Here is a 22,537-nt window from a genome sequence, read left to right on the forward strand (position 1 = left end):
GTATGGGTAAAGGCTGTATGGCCTCTGTTTTAATCGACTTATTTTAATGTCATGAAAAGTAAAGTGTATTTATTAATAGTGGCCAGTCTCTTGATTGTGATCTTCTTCCCCGTTGGGCTATGGGCTCAAGATAACAGTCTTGTGGTTTCTGGTAGTGTCTCCAATGCCAGTCAAGAACCGTTGGTAGGTGTGAGTGTCCTTGTCAAGGAGACTCATGCAGGCACCATGACCGATGCCGACGGGCACTTCTCGATCAAGGCGGCCGAGGGGCAGAAGCTGGAGTTTCACTATATCGGGTACGAAACAAAGGTTGTCAAGGTGACTGGCAAGACGATGCTTGTCGTTTTGTCGGAGAATCAAGTAGAACTGGACGATGTGGTGGTAATCGGTTACGGTACGCAGAAGAAGAGCGACTTGACCGGTTCGCTGTCGTCGGTAAAAGGCGAGGATATCGTCAAGACAGGCGATGCCAACATTACCCAGTCGTTGCAAGGTAAGGCCGCCGGTGTTTATGTAACCTCCAACTCGGGAACCCCGGGAGCCGGTGCTACCGTGCGTATTCGTGGTTATGGATCTATCTCGACCGATTTGACCCCCCTCTATGTTGTGGACGGGCAACCTATGGAAGAGAGCAGTGTCAATGCCATTAACCCTATTGATATTGAGAATATCGAGATCTTGAAAGATGCATCGGCCACCGCCATTTACGGTTCGCGTGGTGCCAATGGTGTAGTTCTTATCACGACCAAAAAGGGGAAAGCCGGCAAGACCAATATCTCGTTTGATGCATCGTTTGGTTGGTCAAATGCGATCAATCGCATACACATGATGAGCAGTGACCAATTATATGGTTTCCTTCAAGAGGCTTATGAAAACGATGGGTTGCGTATGCCGCGTAACATTACCAGGCTCTATCACCTCGACGGTGAGGGGCTTGGCCCGCTCGACGAATATGGAGAGCCTACCGACATTAACGTGTATAACACCGATTGGTGGAAAGAGACCACTCAAACGGCTTTCAAGCATAGTTACAACCTGTCGGTCAGTGGGGGTACCGATAAACTCACCAGCCACTTCAGTATAGGCTATATGAATCAGGAGGGTATCATAAAGACTTCTGATTATGAGCGTATTACTCTGCGAACAAACAACGAATACAAGTTCAACAAGTGGATTACCATCGGGCAGACCCTGGGTGTGGCCTATGTAAAGAGCCACGACTTGAACACTCCCATCAATGAGATTCTGTTGCCCGACCCCTTCACCCCGATTTATGCCAAGGATGCCGACAAGCAAGATCCCAACTATGAGTACAACAAGTACATGGGTTCGCAATACAGCTACTACTCCAATCCGGTGGCCAAGCTCAACCGGCAGAAGAAAGAGCACATCAACCGCAACATCGACGGTACGGCCTATTTGAATATCAACCTGGGATTGAAAGGGTTGTATTTCAAAACCATGCTGGGTTTCGAACTTCCAGGATATACCTATACCGAGTTTAATCCTTTCTTCGACTTGCGACCCAACGATACACTCTATAACATGTGTACCAATCCCGAGAGCAAGTTCCTTTTGCAAAACAGTGTGACCAATACCTCGACGACCGAGTTGAATTATACGTTCCAGAATACGCTGAGCTACGACAATACGTTTGGCAAGCACTCGATTTCGGCCGTAGCTGGTTTCACCTGGGAGTCCTATACGGGTAATACCTTCACGGCCCAGCGCCTCAATACCCCCAGCAACTCCGAAGCCTTCCAGATTGTGGGTGCCGGTACCGAAGAGGGAACCTCCTCGGGCTACCGCTACGAGACCTACCTCATTTCATACCTTGGTCGTGTGAACTACAACTACGACAACCGTTACCTGGCTACGGTGAGTGTACGTGCCGACGGTTCTTCGAAGTTCGCTTCGGGCAATCGCTGGGGAACTTTCCCCTCCTTCTCGCTGGGCTGGCGCATCGACCAGGAAGAGTTCTTCAAGGATTGGAATCAAAATGCACTCAGCGCCGTGAAACTGCGTGGAGGCTGGGGCCAGATAGGTAACCAGAATATACCCTCCTATGCCTATGCCGATATTGTTTCGACCTACGACACTTGGGTGTATGGTTTCAACAGCGGGCAGAATATGCTCAAGGCCTATGCCTCTACTTCGAAAGGTAACAAGGATATCAAGTGGGAAACCGTAGAACAGGGTAACGTGGGTGTGGACCTGGGATTCTTCAAGAACTCTCTCACCTTGTCGGCCGATGCCTATATCAAGACCACCCGCGATATGTTGATGCAGAACCCGCTACCGAGCATGGCCGGTTATCCCACAACACCGTGGGTAAATGCCGGGTCGGTTGAGAACCGAGGCCTGGAGTTTTTGATCGGGTATCAGGGAAAAGTGGGAGACTTCCGCTATGCCGTGAGTGCCAACTTTACCTTCCAAAAGAATAAATTGGTCGAGACCGGTACGAACGACCCCATCTGGGGAAGCGTCTCCAAAAACGAGATTGGCGAGGAGTTCGGACGTTTCTATGGTTATGTATATGACGGAATATTCCAGTCGGAGGAAGAGGTGCTTGCCCATGTGGGTGCCGATGGCAAGACTCTGCTTCAGCCGATGGCCGAGCCGGGTGATGCCCGATTTAAAAATGTCAATGGCGACAATACCCTCGACAGTGACGACCGCGACTATATAGGTAATCCCAATCCCGACGTAATTTACGGTGGAAACATCGAGTTGGGATATAAGGGTCTCGACTTTGCCCTCTATTTCCAGGGCGTGGCCGGTAATGATATCTGGGTAGGGACCAAGGCCCTCATGCGGCAAACGAGTATGACCAACCTGTTGGCCGAGACCTATACCGATGCCTGGCGTAAACCCGGCGACAAGACCGATGTGTTTGGAATCACTCGCAAGGACGATAACGACAACTATCGCAACTCATCGTGGTATGTACAGGATGGTAGCTTCTGCAAAATCAAGTCGGTACAGTTGGGCTATACCTTCCCCAAGAAATGGATCGAGGCTACCAAGGTGGCCAGTTCTTTGCGCTTGTATGTAAGTGCCGAGAATCTCTTTACGATAACCAAATTCAAATATATGGATCCCGAGGTGCCCAACGGAAATGCTTTGGATATGGGTATAGAGAATCTGGGATATCCCAATCCGCGCACATTTACCGTAGGTGTTAATGTCCAATTTTAAACGATTACAGTCATGAAACTAAGATTAGGAATATTATATATTTTGTTGGGTTCGTTGTGTGTGCTCCCCTCGTGTACCGATGAGGATCTCGACACGACGATGTATGGAGGTCGAGAAGATACGGCGTTTTACAGCAATCTTGAGGAGATAAATCAAGCCTTGACCGCCTGCTACTTCTATATGAAAAACAGTTGGAACGATATGAGCCTCGAGCTCATGTTTATCAACGACTGCGCTTCGGACGATTGCGAGAAGGGCGGTGGTGGACTCACCGACAACGGCGATATTTACCAGCTCGAGACGTTCAATGTGTTTACGACCAACAGCAAGGTGAGTCAGTTTTGGGGTATGGCCTATTCGGCTATCTATCAAGTGAACACGTTGTTGGACAAGACTGCTGCATTTCGTGCTTCGCATACCGACCTGACCGAGGACGATCTTACTCTGCTCTCCCGCTATGAAAACGAGGCACGTTGGATTCGAGGTTTGTGGTATTTCAATCTGGCCTATCTGTGGGGCGATGTACCCTTGTTCCTGCATGCCGAGCAACCCGACGATATCTACAAGTCGCGCACGCCGGTGGCTCAAATCTGGGAGCAGGTGATTGCCGATTTTACAGCTGCTACGGCTCTTCCGAAACGGAGCGAATATCCGGCCGAGGACATGGGCCGCGTGACCAGTGGCGCCGCTTATGCCATGCTGGGTCGTACCTATTGGTATAAACGGGATTTCGAGAAAGCCTATGAGATGCTTCATATTTTGGTCGAGGGAGACCAAAAGGGAGAGTATGAGTTGGATCCCGATTTCGCTACCCAGTGGCTCAATCCCAATTCCAATACAAAGGAGTCGGTCTTTGAAATTCAGTATGTGACCAATGGCAAGAACTGGAACGAATCGACCGGATGGAACGGTGTGTGGTTTATCCCCAGCAGCGACGGTGGTTATGGTTTCCACGTGCCTACCCAACATCTGCTCGATGCCTTCGACCCCGAAGATCCGCGCATCACCTGGACCTTTGTTCGTCAAGGCGACCAGTTCGTGGGCAACGACTTCGAGACCAAAGACAACAACTACCCCAGCCGCTATTTCGACCGTAAGCATTTTGTTCCCATGAGCGAGACCATGAATGCGGCTTCGCCTGTATATCCCCAGGATACCGAGGCTACGGTATATGTCATTCGTTATGCCGATGTATTGTTGATGTATGCCGAGACCTGCTTGGAGAAGGGTGATCTCACGGGTGCCAAGAAATACCTGAACATGATTAGAAAACGGGCTCGCGAGTCCAGCCCGCTGGATCCGAAGCGTGTGGTTCAGAAATATGTGCCCGACACGAAGCCCACTTCGTTGCCCGATATCACATCGGATAACGTTGAGGAGGTGCGCCAGGCCATCTGGGACGAACGTCGATTCGAGTTTGCCTGCGAGGGTGTGCGCCGTCGCGATCTGATGCAGCAGGGCCGATATGGCGAAATCATGCAGGCTGTCTATGCCAACGGCTATGCGACCGAAGATGTCGATAAGGGACGCTATTATACCAAGGAGAAGGAGCTGTTCCCCATCCCCCAGAACGAGATTGACTTGAGTCGGGGAGCCTTGGTTCAGAATCCCGGGTATTAAAGATTGTTTAACCTCTTATATGGAGCCAGGAACATTTCCTGCCCATACAAGAAAAAAAGTCGCTTCTACCGATAGTCGCTCGAGAAATATGCGGGCATGACAAGATAGACACATTTAACGAATAACAGTTGCTAATTAAAGATAGATAGATTGTGAAGATGAGAAATTGGATATATGCGGTATTGCTCCTGGCCGGTCTGGTGGGTTGTACCACCGAGAAAACCGAGGTAAAAAACCCGATTGTGGTAGATACCGATTTTGTTTTGCAAGGGAACTATTACGGGGGAGCCATGCAGTGGGAACCTACCGATCGCGACTCGATGACCGAGGCTCAATGGGAGCGCCTTTTCAAGCGCGTGAAATTTATGAATCTGGGGTATATACGCTGCTGCATCATGCCCTATTATTACTGTTTTGGGTATGAAGGGCAGAATCCCATACTGCTTTGGAACATGGATTCGACCCGGGTCGATGCCCGGTGGTATGCCAATTCTCGCCGGTATATGAACGACCTGTACCGCCAGCTTCAGTTCTGTAAAGACAACCATATCGATGTGCTCTTGGGTGAATGGTGGAAACCGATGAATCCCAACTGGCAACAGACTGTCCCTGTCGATATGCCCAAATATACGATTGAACTCGACGACCCCCGGTATGCCGCGGCAGTTGCCACGATGGTCGAGCATCTGGTCAAGGAGAAGGGTTTCACCTGTATCAAACAGTTCAACCTGGGTAACGAGGTGAACCTCATGGCCAATGATCCCAAGAACGGCTATTCGTGGGAAAAGTGGAAACAGTCTATTCTCAACTTGCGGGCCGAGCTCGATAAACGCGGTCTCAACGATATTAAAATCGTGGGTCCCGACGGGGGGTACTGGGGGGTCGATGTATGGTTCAACAAGACGTTGAACGAGCTCGACAGCGTGGTGTCGGTAATCGACTATCACTGGTACATTAATAAAGATTGGACCTATACCAACCGGGTGGAAGACGAGACCCGCATGTTCCGCTTCTTCACGCAGATGCAAGATAGTAGCAAGGTGAATATTTGGGGCGAGATGGGTATCCGCGACGGGCACGATGAGGTCTTCGACCAGCATACACTCATTCACCAATGGTGGTATGGTACATTCGTGGCCGATGCCTTGATACAGACTTTGCGTTCGGGCTGGTCGGCTGCGGCAGCCTGGGGTATGGACGATGCCATGCACTACAAGGATAATCTTGATGAACAGAAACGCTGGGGTTTCTGGAACTCCATTGCCGAGCAGAAGAACAAACCCGAGGAGGCCAACATCCGTCCCTGGTTCTATACCTGGTCGTTGATGTCGCGCAATATTCCCAAGGGTTCCAAAATTTTATATTGCAACTCATATCGTACTCAGAATCTCAATTGTGTGGCGGCTCTCACCCCGGCGGGCGATTTGACGTTTGCTATTACCAATACGGCCGACTTTGCCCAAAGCGTAACTTTGCAGATTCCCACGGTGACCAATCGGCCCACGGTCAATAAATATGTCTATTTCGAAGACGACTATCCGGTCGATGCCGATGGATTCCCTGTGGCAAAGGAGGTGCTGAAGAGTGTCGATTTCACTCGTGGAGTGACTATCGATTTCCCGGCCAAGGGTTTTGTGATGCTCACGACCAACGGCGGGAGCCGTCCCGAGATTGTCAAGAACGACCGTTGCATGGTAGATCCCATGGAGGGTATCCAGCGCATGTATGATCACTCCGACAATCTGGGGATGAATAGCTTTGCCCGCTTTTACGACGAGTGTGGTGGCTCTACCCCCGATTTCCAATTCTTTAAAGTGCTGGAAGACCACGGTTCGATTCATCCTTCGACCAACGACGAAAGTGCCTATGTCACTTACAAGTTCGATGGGATGAACCATTTCGAAATCAAAGTGTCGGGTGTAGAGACCGTAGCCGACCGTTTCAAGGTCTATGCTTCGTCCGATAACAAGACGTGGCAACCTGTCGAGCTCGACTTTACCGAACCCGAGATGTCGGTTTGGCGATTTGTACATGCGACGATGACCCCCAAAGCTCCACTTGCAAATGTCAACTATTTGAAAATCGAGATGTTGCCGAAAGGCTATTTTGCCAACACCCGTATTCGTGAAGTGAAGATAGAGAAACGATAAAAAGGTGGTGCGACGATAGAGTTATTGCGGTAGGGAGAAGATACCGAATCTCACGCATGCGAGTCAATGCATTGTGGATATAAAGGTGGGTTTGGTATCTTCTTCTTTTCAAGAGAAATAGGAATGAATAAGGACCTGTTTTTTGACGCGTTGGACAAGAAGAACCAAAGCGGCACGCCCCCTTGTGGGAGTTGGAATTCCATTTGTGGGGAAAATTCGGAGAGGGTCGCTTCTGTGTAGGAACCGATTTTGAGAAACTGAGTCGGGGACAAAAGGAGCGGACCTTGGAAGAGAATGTCGATACAATGGCCGCTGTGTGCGAGCTGTTGTCGTTCTCGGCAGTGACCGCTCCCGGCGGTTACTGGGAGGTAGCTCCCGGTGTGCCGGCGTGGTATTATTTGCCCGAGGAGTATCGCTTACGGCAAATCGACCTGATGAAGAAGAGGTTGGGCGACGATGTGGCTATTGTGGTCAACGTGGGAGGTGTGATGGCCATGCCTGAGGCTCATGAGTATATGGACTTTTCGATAAAGCTGATGACCGAGCCCGACCAAATCGACGAGATAGCCCGTGCAAAGTTTCAGAATTCTCTGCCAGCCATCGACTGGTGCAGCGACCATGGGGTTGATGTGGTGCTTACGGCCTCCGATATTGCCGATGGTCATGGTCTCTACTTTTCGCCCGAGCAACTCGACCGCTTTGTTTTTCCCTATCTGTCCCGATGGGCCGACTATGCGCATGATCGGCATCTGCGGGCCATCATGCACACCGATGGCAATATCAATGCCGTGGTCGGGAAGATTGCCTCCAGTGGGGTCGATGCTCTTCAGGCTCTCGACAGTACCGCCCACATGGATATTGTGGATATTGCCAGGCGCTATCGCGACTTGTTGTGCGTGTGCGGCAACGTCGATTGTGGTTTGTTGCAACAGGCTTCGGCCGATGACGTCTATGCGGCCACGCTCGATTTGGTAGGACAGTTGCAGACCGCGCCCAACTTTGTACTGGGGGCCTCCAATGCATTGCAGGTAGAGGCTCCGGCCGAAAACTATCTGGCACTCGTGCGGGCCGCCCGCGACGGCAGTCGGCGAGACTTGTGTGAAAAGAAACAGTAGTAATAAATAATAGACAAATCTAATGAGAAAAACAGTATTTCTGCTCGTCATGTTGGCATGCACCCTGTGGGGATATGCGCGTGAGATTGTGAGCAACAGCGGGGAGACATTCCCCCAGAACAGCGATTATACCGTGGAGATAAACCGGGGCGATGGCAACTGGGAGACACTCATGTCGCACAATGCGATAGTTTTTTGGGGTACCCAGAATATGACCTTTGCCAAGTTCGAGGCCGACTTTACGACGCCTGTCGAGGTGCGGGTGACTCGCAACAGCGGTACATTCAATCGGGCCGAAATACGTCCGAAGTCCTATTTTATCGATTACCGTAAGCTCGACGATCGAACCCTTACCTTTACCCTCGACCGGCCCCGCAAGGTCTCGGTCGAGTTCGATGGTGATCGTTGGAACAATCTCTTCCTTTTTGCCGACGAGACCGACACCAATGTCCCCGATAAGAACGACGACCGTGTACTGTGGTATGGCCCGGGCGTACACGAGGTGGGTAAAATCGAATTGCAGAGCGGGCAGACTCTCTATCTGCACCCCGATGCGCTGGTCTATGGCTATATCGAGGCTAATGAGGCTCAAGGGGTACGCATCTGCGGCCGGGGTATTATCGACGGTTCGAAAGAGAATATGGACTATGGCGAAGGTAAGGTGCGTTACAGTCAGTTGTTGTTGGTCAACTGCAGCGATGTGACGGTCGAGGATCTCGTTTTTCGCAACACGCCTACCTGGAATATCGTGACCGTGGGCTGCGACAATATCCATTTCGACGGCATCAAGGAGATTGGGTCGAATGCCAACTCCGATGGTTTCGATATCGTGTCGTCGAGCAATATACTCATCGAGAATACCATGCAGCGTAACAAGGACGACAATATCTCGGTCAAGGCTATCGACCTGGAGGTCAATACCAGTGGACTGCTCGACGGCTTGCGAGGCAATAAAATCGAGCGGCTGAATGTGACCGAGAGTCACGACATACGCATGCGCAACTGTGTGCTGTGGGCCGATGAGGCACACAATATGCTCATCGGTCCCGATGTGAACGGCACCGCTGTGTCGGGCATCTATTTCGAGAATATCGACGTGTTGCAGAACCGGCAGAACGACGACGTATATCCCGGGGTGATGGCCGTGATGATTGCCGACCAAGGCACCTATTCCGATATTCACTGGAAAGACATTCGCGTCGAGGATATCGATGCGGGGCAGGTCATTTCGCTCACCTACCAGAATGCCTACGCTCCGTTGGGCTATGGCAAATCGCTGCGCAACGTGACTTTTGAAAACATTTCGTATATCGGTACCAAGGCCAGTCCCAGCCACATACTGGGCCTCGATGCCACTCACACGGTCGAGGGGGTAACCATTACCAACTACCGCATTAACGGGGTGCCCGCGACCGATGCCGAGTCGGCCAACCTCACCACCAACAGTTTTACAAGTGGCATTACCTTCGAAACCGGTACCAGCGACAATCCTACCGGCATGACCCCAATGAGCAGGTCGGTCGAGCAGCAGGCGTTGTATGGAACACCGCTGGAGTATGATTATTTTTTTTTTAGTGACCGCTTCTCCTATATAGACCCGTTACAGTCCATCCGGGTGGTGGCACTGCCTCAGTCGGGCTCTCTCGTGTTGTCGGGGCAGCCTGTCGCGCTTAATCAGGAAATCGGTGCCGGTGAGTTAGGGAACTTGCGTTATGAGTCCTCGACCGGATTTGTCGGGAGCGACTCCTGGAGTTGGGTTGGGGTGAGCAATGATGTCGAGTCTGCCCCGGCCACCATTTCGATAGTGGTTGAGAACAAATCGATTTTGTCAATGGCGATTGCTCGGGAGACGACGTTGGGTAACAACCTGAATAACTTCTATGAACGTTCGGCCAATCTCACCATCGACGGCAGCAATGCCAATCTGTTGGACGATTACGCTCGGGTGAACCGTACCTCCGATACCGAAGAATATGTGGTTGTGCGGGGAAGCGAGGCGTTCAGCACCTTTGACGTGTTGGTCTATGGGTATGGCCCTACGGGAGCCAAGGGGCTTTTGCGTTTCGAAGTATCGACCGACGGGTCGGTGTGGACCCCGGTGACCGTCAATGACGGCGTGGGTGAGCAAACCACCGAGACGAGTGGCTGGTATCGCAAGCATTTTATGCCTCAGACTCAGCTGCCTGAAGGTTCGCAATTTCTGAAAGCCATCTTTTTGCCCAGTGGTAACTCGTGGGGAACCCAGATGGCACGAATCGATTTGGGCACCATGCATTTGCAGAAAGAGGTCTCGATAGGGACACCACTCGACGAGGTTGGACTTGCCCCCGAGGCCGAAGTGACTTTGTCTGGTGGAACGGTCGAATATTTCCCGGTTGCATGGGACGGTGGAACGCCGGTCTATGAGCCGGATGTGGCTGGTGAGTATCGGTTTGCAGGAACTGTCGAGTTGCCGTTGGGGTATGCCTATACCGGGAATACCCAGGCTACTGCTATGATTCAAGTTTATGATATTACGCAAGGAGTCGCTCCGCTCGAGGGTACCGATGATTTTATGGCCCGAGATGACGAGGGACGCATCGTCTATACCGACGGAACGCCGGTGCCCGAGAGTATTACCGACTTTGCCGATAACAAGGCGGTGAAGATAGGCGAGAAGAGATATCTCTCGGTCGAGAATATCATGGGCGACGGGCCGGCTGCCACCGAGGGGTGGAAGCTTAAAGGAGAGGGACTGCAAGATCGTTATGCTCGTTTGCAACGAGCCAGCGAGTCGGCATCGAGTGTCACCTATGTGATACACGATACATACGGTCTCGAAGTCGAGATTCTGGGCGTGGCGGGACTGACCAACCTGAGCTCCTCTATTGAGATTGCCGAGACGGCCAACGGCACCGACTGGACTCCACTCGATTACCGTCTGGTCAATACGGGAGTTCTTACCGCCAACGGATATTATGCTTTGTACAAAGCTCAGGTTGTCTCTTTTTCGGCCGGGGCTCAACTGGTAAAAATCACGATGAGGAGTGGCGATGACAATTTGCCGTCGTGGGCTCCCCAAATCATAGCGGTGACGTCGCTCCCGGTAGAGAACGCCGTGGCGTGCGATCACGAGATGCTCTCCTATATGGGGCGCGTCGATCGAAGCGATGTCACGACACCCCGGTTTATCTGGACCGGTAGCGGGGTACGCACTCGCTTTTACGGGACCGAACTGACGGCTCTCTTCTCGGCTGAAAACGGAAAGGTAGCCGTGTGGGTAGATGGTGAGCGGCAAGGGGTAACCTCGGTGACTGCGGCCCAAGTTCCGGTATCGACCGGCGTGTGTGACGAAGGTTGGCACGAGGTGGTATTCCGCAAGGCCTCTCGGGTCGAGAACGGCGATTTGTATCTCTCGAAAATCATTTGTAACGGTGAGTTGGCTCTGCCCGAAGAGGCCGAGTTGAAACTCGAGTTCTATGGCAACTCGGTGGCCGAAGGATATGCAGCCGGAGCCATTGACGAGTCGCAGCGTAACAACGGACTGTATGACGACCACAGTTGTGCCTATCCCTGTCTGGTCTCCGAGATGTTGGGGGCCGACTATCATAACATCAGTATCAGTGGCATTGCCTTGACCGATGGTGCCGGATATCTGCCCTATGGCATGCAGTCGCGCTATCGGCTGCTCGATCCCGACGACGAATCGTCGCTTTGGGATTTCACCCGGTTTGTCCCCGATATCTGTGTGATGGCTTTGGGTATCAACGATACATATGCTCCGGGCAACGTCAACGGCCGCACCTGGCGCGAGAATTATCGGCAACTGGTACACGAGTTGAGAGAGCAGTACGGTACCGACACCCGGTTTGTCTTTATCGTGCCGCCCATGGTCGATGCCGATGCCGACGTGATTCAGTGGAACACGACGTTGGTCGAGACCCTGAAAGCCGAGGGGATAGATGCCTATCAATATATTTTTGAGTTGGGCAAGGTAAAAGATCATCCCATTGCCAGCGAACAGCAGACGATAGCCGAGGAGCTCTACCGTTTCCTCAATGAGCAGGTGATTGCCGACAAGCCTACGTCGATAGCCGATCTTCGTGAAGAGACGAGCCGTTACTCCCTGATCGGCAATAGTGTTTGCCTGGCTTTGGAGGAAGGCGATTGTGCCCGGTTGTACTCCATATCGGGCATGCTGCTTCGTACCGCCTCGGAGCCTGTGGTTTGGAGCGATTTGCCCCGGGGCTACTATGTGTTGCATATCGGCTGTAGCACCGGTGTGCAGGAGGTTGCCAAAATACAAATAAGATAGCCCGCTACCGGTTTGATACTTGGTGAAACTTTTCAATTGAGATAGATAAAGGCGACTCCCATTGCGGGAGCCGCCTTTATCATGGACGAAGTTATTGAATTGTGCGCAGTTATTGTTGGTTGAAGTTTTTGACCGCCTGGTAGAATGCGGCAATATTCTCGCGACTGACTCCCGGGGGTACATCACACCCGGTCGAGATGACAAAGTTGTCGCAATCGGCTGTAGCCGACAGCAGATTGGCTGTTTCGACATAAACCTGTTCGGGGGAGGCCGACTTGAACACCCCTACGGGGTCGAGATTACCCATGGCGATAAGGTCGTGGGGTACTTGTTTAAGCACTTCGACCATGTCGCACTTGTTGCCGAAATGGAGTGCCCGGGCCCCCGAGTCGATCATCGATTGGGTGCAATGACCGGTATTTCCGCAGTTGTGCAGGACGAACAGGAAATTGTCGTCTTGCACAGCCTCGACAATGGGTCGAATGTAGTGAGTCGAGTAGTGTGTAGCATCGTCGTTACTGAGCAGCCCGGCTGCCGGCTCGGCCATGATTACACCATCGACCCCGGTCTCTTTCAGGGCTTTGACGTATGAACCTATGAATCGGGCACATTTTTCCAGTAGGGCTTTGGCCAGTTCGGGCTCGACATAGATGGCCATCATGATTTCGGTCATGTCGTAAAGACGTCCGGCCAGAGAGTATGGCCCTATGCATCCGGCAAAGACAGGCCGGTCGTTGATGCGTTCGGCCGCAAGACGGTTGGCCTTGAGATATTGGGGTACACGGGCCGCCGTGAGATCGGGAATGGGCAGGTTTTCCACTTCGCTCATGTTGTGGAGCAGGCGTTCGGCCACGCTGGGCACGTCGTTGTCGGCAAAGTGTAGTTTGGCCCCGAAGGCTTCGGCCTCGACGGTGAGATCCATGATTACCGTAGCGGCATCGGATGGGGTAGCTTCGGCCAGGGCTACGATGGCATCGGCATGGGTTTGGCCGTCGGTGACGGCATCGTTTACGGTTTTGCCTATGATTTCAATGCCCGGGTGAGTCATGATGGGGATGGCCAGGCGGTGATTATGGTTGAGTTTGAGTTTCATGATTGAATCGTTTTTTAAGTCGTTTTTTGTAACAGTTTTCCAATTCGCAGAATTGGCATCCGTATTTGCGGGTATCGACGTGGAGACCCGAACCTATGACTCCACTGATAGACTTGATGGGGTACATCAGGGCACTGTCGTTGAGACGGATGCCGCAGACATCGGGAGGCAGCAGCGAGAAGAGTAGTTTCTGTTCGCTCACATGCCAGCCGCAATACCCTGGGCTGAAGCGGTTGGTATGGGGAATGTCGGGGAGTGTGGCTTCGACGAACTTCTCCATGAGGTCGCCCGTAGCTTCGGCAATGCAGCTACCCATCGAGTCCCACACAAACAGGGTGAGGGCATCGTCACTGTTGGCCAGTTGGTTATGAATCTCTTGATACTCCATACCGGCTGTGGCTGCGAAGAAGATGAATCGTTCGGAGTTTTTCAACAGCGTGGCGATGGTGCGGTTTACATGAAGTACGCAGGAGCCGCATATGATGCAATCCTGGTCGAGCTGCCCTTCCGAAATCTGGAAGTAGAACCGGGGCTTTACCGTCGTGTAGGCGGTGGTGAAGAGCTTATCGACCAATTGCCTTACAGGCTCATCGGGCAACTCCTTTCCGTATCCCATTTTGGTATATACAGCCTCTTTCGAGAGGTTCAGGTCTTTGAACTGTAAATGGTATTCCATCTCTTCTATTTGTTCAATAATTTACGGGCCAGGGTAACGGCAGCGTTGGCATTGTCGCTGTATCCGTCGGCTCCAATCTCCTCGGCAAATTTTTCGCTGAGTGGAGCTCCACCCACCATGATTTTCACGTCGTTGCGGATACCGGCCTTTTCGAAGGCTTTGATAACCTCTTTCATATAGACCATTGTGGTGGTGAGCAGCGCCGACATGCAGACGATGTTGGCTTTGTTCTCCTTGGCGGCCTGAACGAATTTTTCGTCAGAGACATCGACCCCAAGGTTAATGACTTCGAAGCCGCATCCCTCGAGCATCGAGCAGACGAGGTTTTTACCGATGTCGTGCAAGTCGCCCTTGACGGTACCGATTACCACTTTGCCAAGGCTTGTTACCTCTTTGTTTTGCTCCATATAGGGTTTGAGAAGTTCCAAGGCCCCTTTCATGGCCCGGGCGCTCATGAGCAGGTTGGGAACATAGGCTTTCCCGGCCTCGAACTGGGCTCCTATCTCCTCCATACCTTTGATGAGGTAGTCGCTGATGAGAGTCTGTGGATCGATGTTTTCTTGAAGAGCTTCGCGGGTGGTGCTTACCGCCAGTTCGAGATTGCCTTTGACGATAGCGTCATATAAGTTAGTCAGATTTACCATGATAGTTCTGTTTTTAATAGTTGATTATTTTATACGATTTATTTCCTATTCTCACGATATGAAATCCTTTCCCGGCCGGTATCGAGTAGCTGCCGTTTACGTTGGTTGCCGAGTGCAGCAGTTTTCCGTCGGGTGTAAAATGCGACACGGGTTGTCCCTCAAGGTGATCGATGAGGATGTATCCGTTGTCACACGATATTGATATTTTGTCGGCTGTGACATCGCTGACGCCCGAGACTTCGGTGTTGCTGAAGATGAAGTGGTCGAAGAACGAGGTGTCGAGCATGTTTAGCTGGTTGGCATAACCGATGTTGGGGTAGATATCGATGCTGGTGATTATCTGTCCAGCATAGTCGGAGAGATCTATCCCCGAGTTGAACCAGGTGCGCTTTTCGTTGCAGGAGAAGACGCCCGATACCTGTTCGCCCGAGAGGAAGTTGACCGTCACTTTCAAGTCGGCCTCACCCGTGTAACGGTAGTAGGAGAAGAAAAGATTGGGTTTGCTGGATGGAACCTGTACGAAGGGGTAGAGGCTCAGGTTGGCCGATAGCTTCTGGTCGGGATTGCTCGAGAGCAGGTTTATCTGTAAGGCCTGGTTACTGGAATTTTCGTCCTGCATTTTGGGGTTGGCGACAATCGATGTCGTTACCGAGGCACTTGCCGGGACAATTTGTACAAAAGAGTCGAGGTACTCAAAGTCGATGTCGAGTACTTGGCGGTATGATGAGTTCTCGTTTACAGCGACAGGCTGCAAATCGATAGGGTTGTTTTCTGTGGAGGATAGCGAAATGTTGTCAAAGATGAGCGACTCGGAGTCGAGCGTCGAAGGGGTCGGGTCGCGATAGGGATAGATGATGATATAGTCCAGAATCTTGCCGGCAAGGGGAGTCAGATTCAGTTGAACTTCTTTCCATTCCCGATGGGGAATTTCAAATTCGTAGCCCAGTAATTCATTCTCGCCTTCGATGTGGAGGGCGATAGCCACCTGAGCCGGGCGGCTGCGGTAGAGTTGGATGTTGAGAAAGGGTAACTCCTCGCCAAGGAGGACTTTGTTTAAGGGAACGATGGTGCTGAAACAATCGTTGGCGTTGTAGGTATCGTTGATAAGGATTTCGGAATAACCGGCATAGTTGCTGGTATTGGGGTCGCGTTTGCGGGGGTTAGAACCCACGTAGGTTCTAACCCCTTTGTTATAGTCGCCCAGCAGCATGTAGCCGCTTTGCGATTCAAAATCCAGAGTCAAAGTCGATTGGGTCGCGGCCGATTCGGAATCCAGCGGCTCGAGGGTGGTGATGAATACCCCCTCTTCGAGCGGTACTTCTATGGTTATGCCGCCCGAGAGAGTCGTGGTTGCTACCTCATAGGGCAGCGATAGCGCAGCTCCGTCGCCGCAGTTATTCCGGTTGAACCGATAGATATAGACCGGTTTGTCACATTCTACCTGGAAGGTAATCGATTGGGTTTGGCTTTGAGCATCCATGCGGCGGTTTACCACCACAAACGAGTAGTCGTCGGTACCGATGCGGGCGCCAAGTATGCGAATGTCTTTACGCCCCTCGAGTTCGCTCATCTTAAGTATTTTAGCTCCGCGGGGGAAGTAGCGGCACATCAGTTGCCAGGTGTAGTACCAGGGTCGCAAGGTCATGCCTCCATATGTGCCGGCATTGTTCCACATGCCGGCGTTCTTGTTCTGTTCCAAACCGTCGAGAGCCCAGGCCAAACCCGAGGCCATGCCCGAACGGGCCAACTGTATGCCGTAATCCCAAAATCCCAAGGCATATTCATAGGTGTCGATGCGACAGTGGGCGGGTGCGTCGGCTACGGGCCAGTCGATGAAGGGGACTCCGATGGGAGCCATCTCCGATACATGTACCGGTTTGTTGCTGTTGTCGTATTGCAGTATGTTGGCCAGGTTGCTGGCAAAGGTAGTCTCGATGGTGCGGTTGTAGAGCTGGTTGTGCGTGTCGTCGGGCGTGTCGTTCAGGTAGTTGTGAAAGTCGTAGGCCGACAGCTCTGCCGCATTGTATTGCGCCGGTTTCCATATCCAGTCGCTCCACGAGTCGGCCCCCGACAGGAAATTGGTAGGCAGTCCGCGTCGCTCCAGTTCGGCATGGAGTTTTTCGATCATTGTGCTCCATTCTTCAAAGGGAATACCCAACCCCAGCGGTTCGTTGGTGGGGGCATAACTGGTGATGATTTTATCGTATCCCTTTGTGCGGAACAGATATTCGATCAGGTCGGCTTGCAGTTGGGCACACTCGTCGGTGGTGTAGAACTCCTTCTGGTCCTCGCCGTTGTAGGCTACACCCCAAAAACCGCTCATCACTTTGATGTCGTGCTCTTTGTAGAGGTCCATGATTTTGAAGTAGGCCTGCATATATTTGCTGTCCCAGTTGTAGGTGCCGATGGGCAGTTTGTTGCCGGCATCGTCTTTGTTGAACCAGTCGCGAATGACGGGGAGCCGCACCAGCGAAGGCTTGATGGCCAGGATACGTTCCGAGGTGGTTTCCCACAACTCGTCGTCCCAGGGTTTGAAGGTGTTGCCGTCGCTTTCACGGGCAAATCCCCACTGGTTGTATCCGAATCCCTCCCAAGGGGTGGAGAGTTCCTCCTCGATGGTCGATTCGAAGGCTTGCAGGTGCGCCGGTACAATCCATGCTGCGATGGCAAGAGTAATAAAAATGGCTGTTCGTTTCATATGATATAACCGTGTTATGATTGTCGTTTCTCTATCTGAATCTCGGAGAGTGGCAGATTTTGGGGTTAACCTCGTTTTTCGTTGGCCCGAATCTGTTTCGCTGCATCAATCATGCCTCTGAACCCATCGACCGAGACATAGGAGGCGATGGAGTTGCCCGATCCCAATCCGTAGCCTTTGCACATGCGGCGGTATTCGGTGCCTCGCTCCAGCACCTGATCATAGACTGTCTGATAGGTGCCCAGCGAAAGCAGGTTCACGTCGAATCCACCGAACAGACCTATCTTGTCGTTGTATCGTTTGATCCATTCGTCGAAGGGGGCAATCTGGTCTTCGTTGCTGTGCTTGGCATCGATACCCAGGGCGATGATGTCGGGCATGATTTCGAATATGTTCCCGCAGCTGTGCATGAGGAATTTTTTGTGCCCTTGATGTACCAGGTCGATAACCCGCTTGGTCTGGGGCAGTATGTGGTTGATGATGGTCGAGGGCTCGAGCATGGTCGAGGTGCGGTGACCCAGGTCGTCGCCCATACGGAAGAAGACGAAGATATCGCTGTATTCGCGTATCATGCGGCTCCATAACTCGACATAGAGGTCGCCGATGCGGATGAAGAGGTCGCGAAAGAGGTCGGGGTCGATGTATTGCAGAATACAGAGGCTTTCGTAACCTACCAGGTCTTGAGCCGACTCGAATATGCCGTAGCCACAGCCGCCGTAGGCCTTCATGCCCGGGGGCAGCACTTTGCGTATGGCATCGAGTTTGGGTTTGTTGGCTTCCCAGAAACGGGAGGGAATCTCGTCGAAGGGGTATCGCTCGAAGTCGGCCCGAGTTTGAATAGGCCCCAGCTTGCCACCCATGATGGCACCGTGGTCGGGATAGACGTCGCAGATAGGTGCTTCGAAGTCAAAGGCATCGTAGGTATTGTCTTTCCAGAACTTCGTGACTTTCGTAAAGAAATATTCGGGATCGGTCTCCTGGTATCCGGCCAGTTGCTCACCGGTATATTTCTCTATGAATTCGGTGTCGATATGATGTTCATAAAGCGGCAGATATCCGGGGCGTCGGTTGTACAGAACCTCGAGAATGTTGTTTGCGTTTGGTTGAAATTGTTCCATAACTATGAGATTTAATCATTCCAGTGTGTGAGTCCGGCCCTGATGTTTTCGAGGGGCATATCGGGGCCTGCTTCGAATTGCCCGATGAGGCCGCCGTTTACCCACAACTTCTCTTTCATGGCGTGGACGGCCTCGATGACATCCTCGACACTGCCGTTGGGCAGAATGTGTTGGCGACATATCTCGCCCCAGTTGGTGATGCGCCCGTTGCACTTCTCGGCTACCTGGTCGAGCCCCATGCACCATACCTGGCTGTTGATGGCATCGACACCGATCTCTATGAGGTCGTCGTAGAGGTCGAGAATGTATCCGTCGCTGTGCATGAACACATATTTGCCGGCGGCATGAACCTTGTCGAAGAATCGTTTGTAGAGAGGCTTGTACTGTTTTCGCCAGGTATCGGGCGAGATGAGCAGCGAGCGTTGCGAACCCCAGTCATCGCCGAATATGATACCATCGACATCGAGCTTGAGCCACTCATCGACGTAGGTATTGTAGAAGTCTTCGACGATATCCATCAACTTGAAGTATTCGGGCGATTCGATTAGTGTGTCCATGAAGAGATTTTCGGTTCCACGAAGATATTGCATTCGCTCGAACAAACTGATCCAACCACCCAAAATAAATTTGTCTTTGTGCGTTTCGATAAACTGGCGGGTCTTGTCGAACCCTGCCACTCCCGAGAGGAAGAGCTCCTTGGGGCTTTTGTAGTCCCATACCCGACTGAAGTCGGCAAAGGGATACTCTTTTACTTCGCCGATGATTCCGGCCTGGTGGTTTACCCAGGTCGAGCCCCAGCAGTCGGTATAGCTACCTACCTGGTAATGGCGGGGATCTTCGGTGGGGTCGTCGAATGGAGCCGACAGAATATCGAGGTCGCAGTCGGCAATTACTTCGTCGAGTGCCTCTCCATATTTGAGTCGGGTGGCCGGTAGCTGCCACAGGTTTACCGGCACCCATTCGGGGTTGTCGTGATGGAGAGTGCGTATTACATTTTCTTTTGCAGTCATCATGGTTTGAGTAGAGTATTATAAATTACACTTGAAAGCTTTGTTGTCTATCTGTATCAGATAATTCCCTTTGTCGAAATCGATGTTGGCGCAATCGGTCGATAGGGTGTCGCGATACAGCAGTCTCCCCCGGCAGGTCGAAGATATTGTCCTGGTGCCCTGAAGCATGGCGCTTGCTTTGAGTACGTTGGTTTTCATGATAGGGAGTATTAAGTTTTTTGTTTTATATCTTGTATGTTTTTATGCAAAGTTAGAGTAGGTATTTGAATTATAGTGATATAATCGAGTTAAAGGGTTGTACTTTTTTGAATAGTTTTTGGTCTTATGATGATAAATCCCTGCGCTTTCAAAATCATATTGTTTATGGTCAAAAAAGTATTTGAATGTAGGAGTATTATAGAGCCTTTTGTGAAAGGGAACTTTATAGTATCTTATAATGTATATAAGATGTTTGTTTATAATAGTCGGATTACTGTGTGCTTCTTTGAGTGGAATATGGGGATGTGAAATGAAATATATAATTTATTAAAATCACATTTATTTTAATCTTCTTGAGCCGATTTTTTGAAAGCTGAACTATTAAAATCGTTTTGTTTGAAATATTATTAAAACAATAACATTTATTTCTTATATTCATGTTATATATATACTTTTGATATGTGCTTATGATCGTTATGCAAAGGTGCGTATTTTAATAAAAGTGTTAGGTTAATAGGTAGATTTACACATTTTCACTATTCTGTAACTTTATAAGGAGTGCTATGAAATTTAGGTTTTTTACGACTTTGTTCTTGGTCGGGCTTAGTTCGACTTTGTTTGCCGATGAGTCTAAATTGACCATGGGTACCCAGATGGATTTGTTGAAAGCAGAAAATGGTATTTCAAAAGTCCGAAGTATCTCTCCTTCTCATCAAACGATTTCGGCGTTTATTCGCTATGCCGATGACTCGTGTTTGGATTCTTTGCGCTTATTGGGAGTTGATATCCGCACTCAAACTCGTAGTGTGGTTACGGCCACTATTCCGTTGGATCGGTTGGAGGATGTTACCGATCTCTCGGGGGTAGTTGCGGTGCAGGCTTCGCAGAGTGTCGATTATCAACTCGACTCGGCACGCATGGCCACGCGGGTGGATGATGTGCAGCAGGGTTTGGCTCCGCTCGAGACTCCTTTCCTGGGGAAGGGCGTGATTGTGGGTGTGGTCGATGGTGGATTGGATTTTACGCATCCGGCTTTTCGCACGAGCGATCGTTCGGCGTTGCGTCTGAAGCGGGTGTGGAACCAGAGTGCCACAACGGGTACCCCTCCCGAGGGTTTTTCGTATGGTGCCGAGTATGCGACCGAGGCCGATATTCTTGCGGCCGAGACCGATTTGAGCTATTGGTCTCACGGCAGTCATGTGATGAATATTGCAGCGGGTGCCGATATGGAGGATGGTAACAAGTATTATGGGGTGGCCCGGGAGGCCGACCTGGTGTTCTCGAACTTTCTGGACGAGAGCGCCGGTATTATCGATGCCATCAGCTATATTTTCAAGTATGCCGACAGTGTGGACAAACCGGCGGTTATCAACATGAGTCTGGGTACGCAGATGGGACCGCATGACGGGACTTCGCTGCTCGATGTGGCTGTCGATGAGATGGTGGGCCCCGGTCGTATCGTTGTGGGTGCCATGGGCAATGATGGCCAGGTCGAGGTGCATATCCAGAAAACTTTCACCGAGGAGGACAACACGATGTTGGCCGGCCTGGCTTTCAAGAGCGATACCCAGGGATATTGCCCGCTCGATATCTGGGGCGAGGTGGGCAAGACGCTTAAGGTCAATGTGGTGACGGTCGATAAGAGCACCGACAAAGTGGTGTATAAGAGCCGCACGTTCGATGCCTCGAATACCTATAAAGGCACGGTAACCTTGCAGTTACCCTATGACAAGTCGAGCGGTTCCTTCAGCATTACCACGGGCATCAGTCCGTTGAACGGGAAACCCAACGTGCGCATCGACCTGAGTATTGGCGATTTCTATCCCGAAAAGGCGATTGCCATTCTCGTAACGGGCGAGGCCGGTGAGACGGTGCATGCCTGGACGAGTTCGACCTATGCCGTCTTCCGCCAGCAAACCGCGTCGATGGATATTCCCGACCTTTACACTTCGCCCTCTGAAATTGGTGGAGTGGCCGAGGGTATCATCAGTGTAGGGGCGTTCACGACCAAGCAGAATGTGACTCTCGAGGATGGGTCGGTGACGACTTCGGAATATACGGTGGGTGCAGTCTCGCCCTTTTCCAACCGAGGCCCCACGGTCGATGGCCGCATGAAACCCGATGTGGTTGCTCCCGGCAGTCAGATTGTATCGGCGCTGAACAGTTTTGGCGGTTATTCCGAGGGGCTTGTGGCTACTCACACTTGGAATGGCAAGTCGTATTACTACGGCTCCATGCTGGGGACCTCGATGGCTGCGCCCCATGTAACGGGTGTCATTGCTACCTGGCTGGGGGCTTGCCCCACGTTGACCCCCGACGAGATCAGGGATGTCTTGAGCAAGACCGCCATACGCGATGAATACACGGGGGCCGAGCCCAACAATGTGAGCGGCTATGGCAAGATAGATGCCTATAACGGTTTGCTCGAGATTTTGCAAAACTACTCGTCGGTCGAGGATGTGGCAGATGATACCGATGAGGATATCATGTGCCGTATAGCCGACGGGCAGTTGCATGTGGTATCGTTGGGGCGGAGCCCGTTGGTAGGCGTTGCTGTCTATAATTTGGCAGGTGTGTGCGTGTTGAATCAGCGTTGCAGCCTGAGCCTGGGCGAGGAGTATATCGTGGATATGACCGCAGAACCCGTGGGCGTCTATATCGTGCGCGTGAGCACCGAAGATGGAGATAAGGTTTTCAAACTCAATAAATAACTTTTTATCAGT

The 22,537-nt window shown here is 51.5% G+C and carries 13 protein-coding genes; 6 read left to right on the forward strand and 7 right to left on the reverse strand.

The genetic code is table 11. The features are described from left to right. The first annotated feature begins 51 nt into the window (after positions 1-51). The 5 genes from B5G10_RS07895 (at position 52) to B5G10_RS07915 (ending at position 12,377) form a co-directional block, all read left to right on the forward strand. Complete coding sequence (locus B5G10_RS07895) at positions 52-3,198, forward strand: TonB-dependent receptor (protein ID WP_087424194.1); 3,147 nt, start codon at positions 52-54, stop codon at positions 3,196-3,198. Between the two features lie 12 nt (positions 3,199-3,210). Further along, a complete protein-coding gene (locus B5G10_RS07900) occupies positions 3,211-4,818 on the forward strand; it encodes a RagB/SusD family nutrient uptake outer membrane protein (RefSeq protein ID WP_087424195.1) in 1,608 nt (535 codons plus the stop codon). A 158-nt stretch (positions 4,819-4,976) separates the two neighbouring features. Continuing rightward, complete coding sequence (locus B5G10_RS07905) at positions 4,977-6,968, forward strand: hypothetical protein (RefSeq protein WP_087424196.1); 1,992 nt, start codon at positions 4,977-4,979, stop codon at positions 6,966-6,968. Between the two features lie 182 nt (positions 6,969-7,150). After that, a complete protein-coding gene (locus B5G10_RS07910; protein WP_087424197.1) occupies positions 7,151-8,083 on the forward strand; it encodes a uroporphyrinogen decarboxylase family protein in 933 nt (310 codons plus the stop codon). Positions 8,084-8,105: 22 nt separating this feature from the next. Continuing rightward, entirely contained in the window at positions 8,106-12,377 is a 4,272-nt protein-coding gene (locus B5G10_RS07915; protein WP_087424198.1) for a glycosyl hydrolase family 28 protein, read from the forward strand. A gap of 109 nt (positions 12,378-12,486) precedes the next feature. Here the strand turns inward: B5G10_RS07915 and B5G10_RS07920 are convergent, their stop codons facing one another. The 7 genes from B5G10_RS07920 to B5G10_RS07950 all read right to left on the reverse strand — a co-directional run bounded on the left by B5G10_RS07920 (position 12,487) and on the right by B5G10_RS07950 (position 19,814). Beyond that, the gene (locus B5G10_RS07920; protein WP_087424199.1) at positions 12,487-13,470 is read right to left on the reverse strand and encodes a uroporphyrinogen decarboxylase family protein; all 984 of its coding nucleotides are present in this window, start codon (positions 13,468-13,470) and stop codon (positions 12,487-12,489) included. Then, the gene (locus tag B5G10_RS07925) at positions 13,448-14,146 is read right to left on the reverse strand and encodes a vitamin B12 dependent-methionine synthase activation domain-containing protein (protein WP_087424200.1); all 699 of its coding nucleotides are present in this window, start codon (positions 14,144-14,146) and stop codon (positions 13,448-13,450) included. Before B5G10_RS07925 ends, B5G10_RS07920 begins: the two co-directional genes overlap by 23 nt. A 5-nt stretch (positions 14,147-14,151) precedes the next feature. Then, positions 14,152-14,790, reverse strand: a complete 639-nt coding sequence (locus B5G10_RS07930; protein ID WP_087424201.1) for a corrinoid protein — start codon at positions 14,788-14,790, stop codon at positions 14,152-14,154. 13 nt (positions 14,791-14,803) lie between these two features. Next, positions 14,804-17,488, reverse strand: a complete 2,685-nt coding sequence (locus B5G10_RS07935; RefSeq protein ID WP_087424202.1) for a hypothetical protein — start codon at positions 17,486-17,488, stop codon at positions 14,804-14,806. A 65-nt stretch (positions 17,489-17,553) separates the two neighbouring features. After that, a complete protein-coding gene (locus B5G10_RS07940) occupies positions 17,554-18,606 on the reverse strand; it encodes a uroporphyrinogen decarboxylase family protein (protein WP_087424203.1) in 1,053 nt (350 codons plus the stop codon). Positions 18,607-18,617: 11 nt separating this feature from the next. After that, positions 18,618-19,619: a uroporphyrinogen decarboxylase family protein gene (locus B5G10_RS07945; RefSeq protein ID WP_206396558.1), complete on the reverse strand. Its 1,002-nt coding sequence runs from the start codon at positions 19,617-19,619 to the stop codon at positions 18,618-18,620. A gap of 15 nt (positions 19,620-19,634) precedes the next feature. Beyond that, a complete protein-coding gene (locus tag B5G10_RS07950; protein ID WP_087424205.1) occupies positions 19,635-19,814 on the reverse strand; it encodes a hypothetical protein in 180 nt (59 codons plus the stop codon). Between the two features lie 806 nt (positions 19,815-20,620). On the opposite strand from B5G10_RS07950, the gene B5G10_RS07960 reads away from it, so the two are divergent. After that, entirely contained in the window at positions 20,621-22,525 is a 1,905-nt protein-coding gene (locus B5G10_RS07960; RefSeq protein ID WP_158098799.1) for a S8 family peptidase, read from the forward strand. Positions 22,526-22,537 lie beyond the last annotated feature (12 nt).

The organism is Barnesiella sp. An55 (assembly GCF_002161555.1).
Taxonomy (GTDB): Bacteria; Bacteroidota; Bacteroidia; order Bacteroidales; family Barnesiellaceae; genus Barnesiella; species Barnesiella merdipullorum.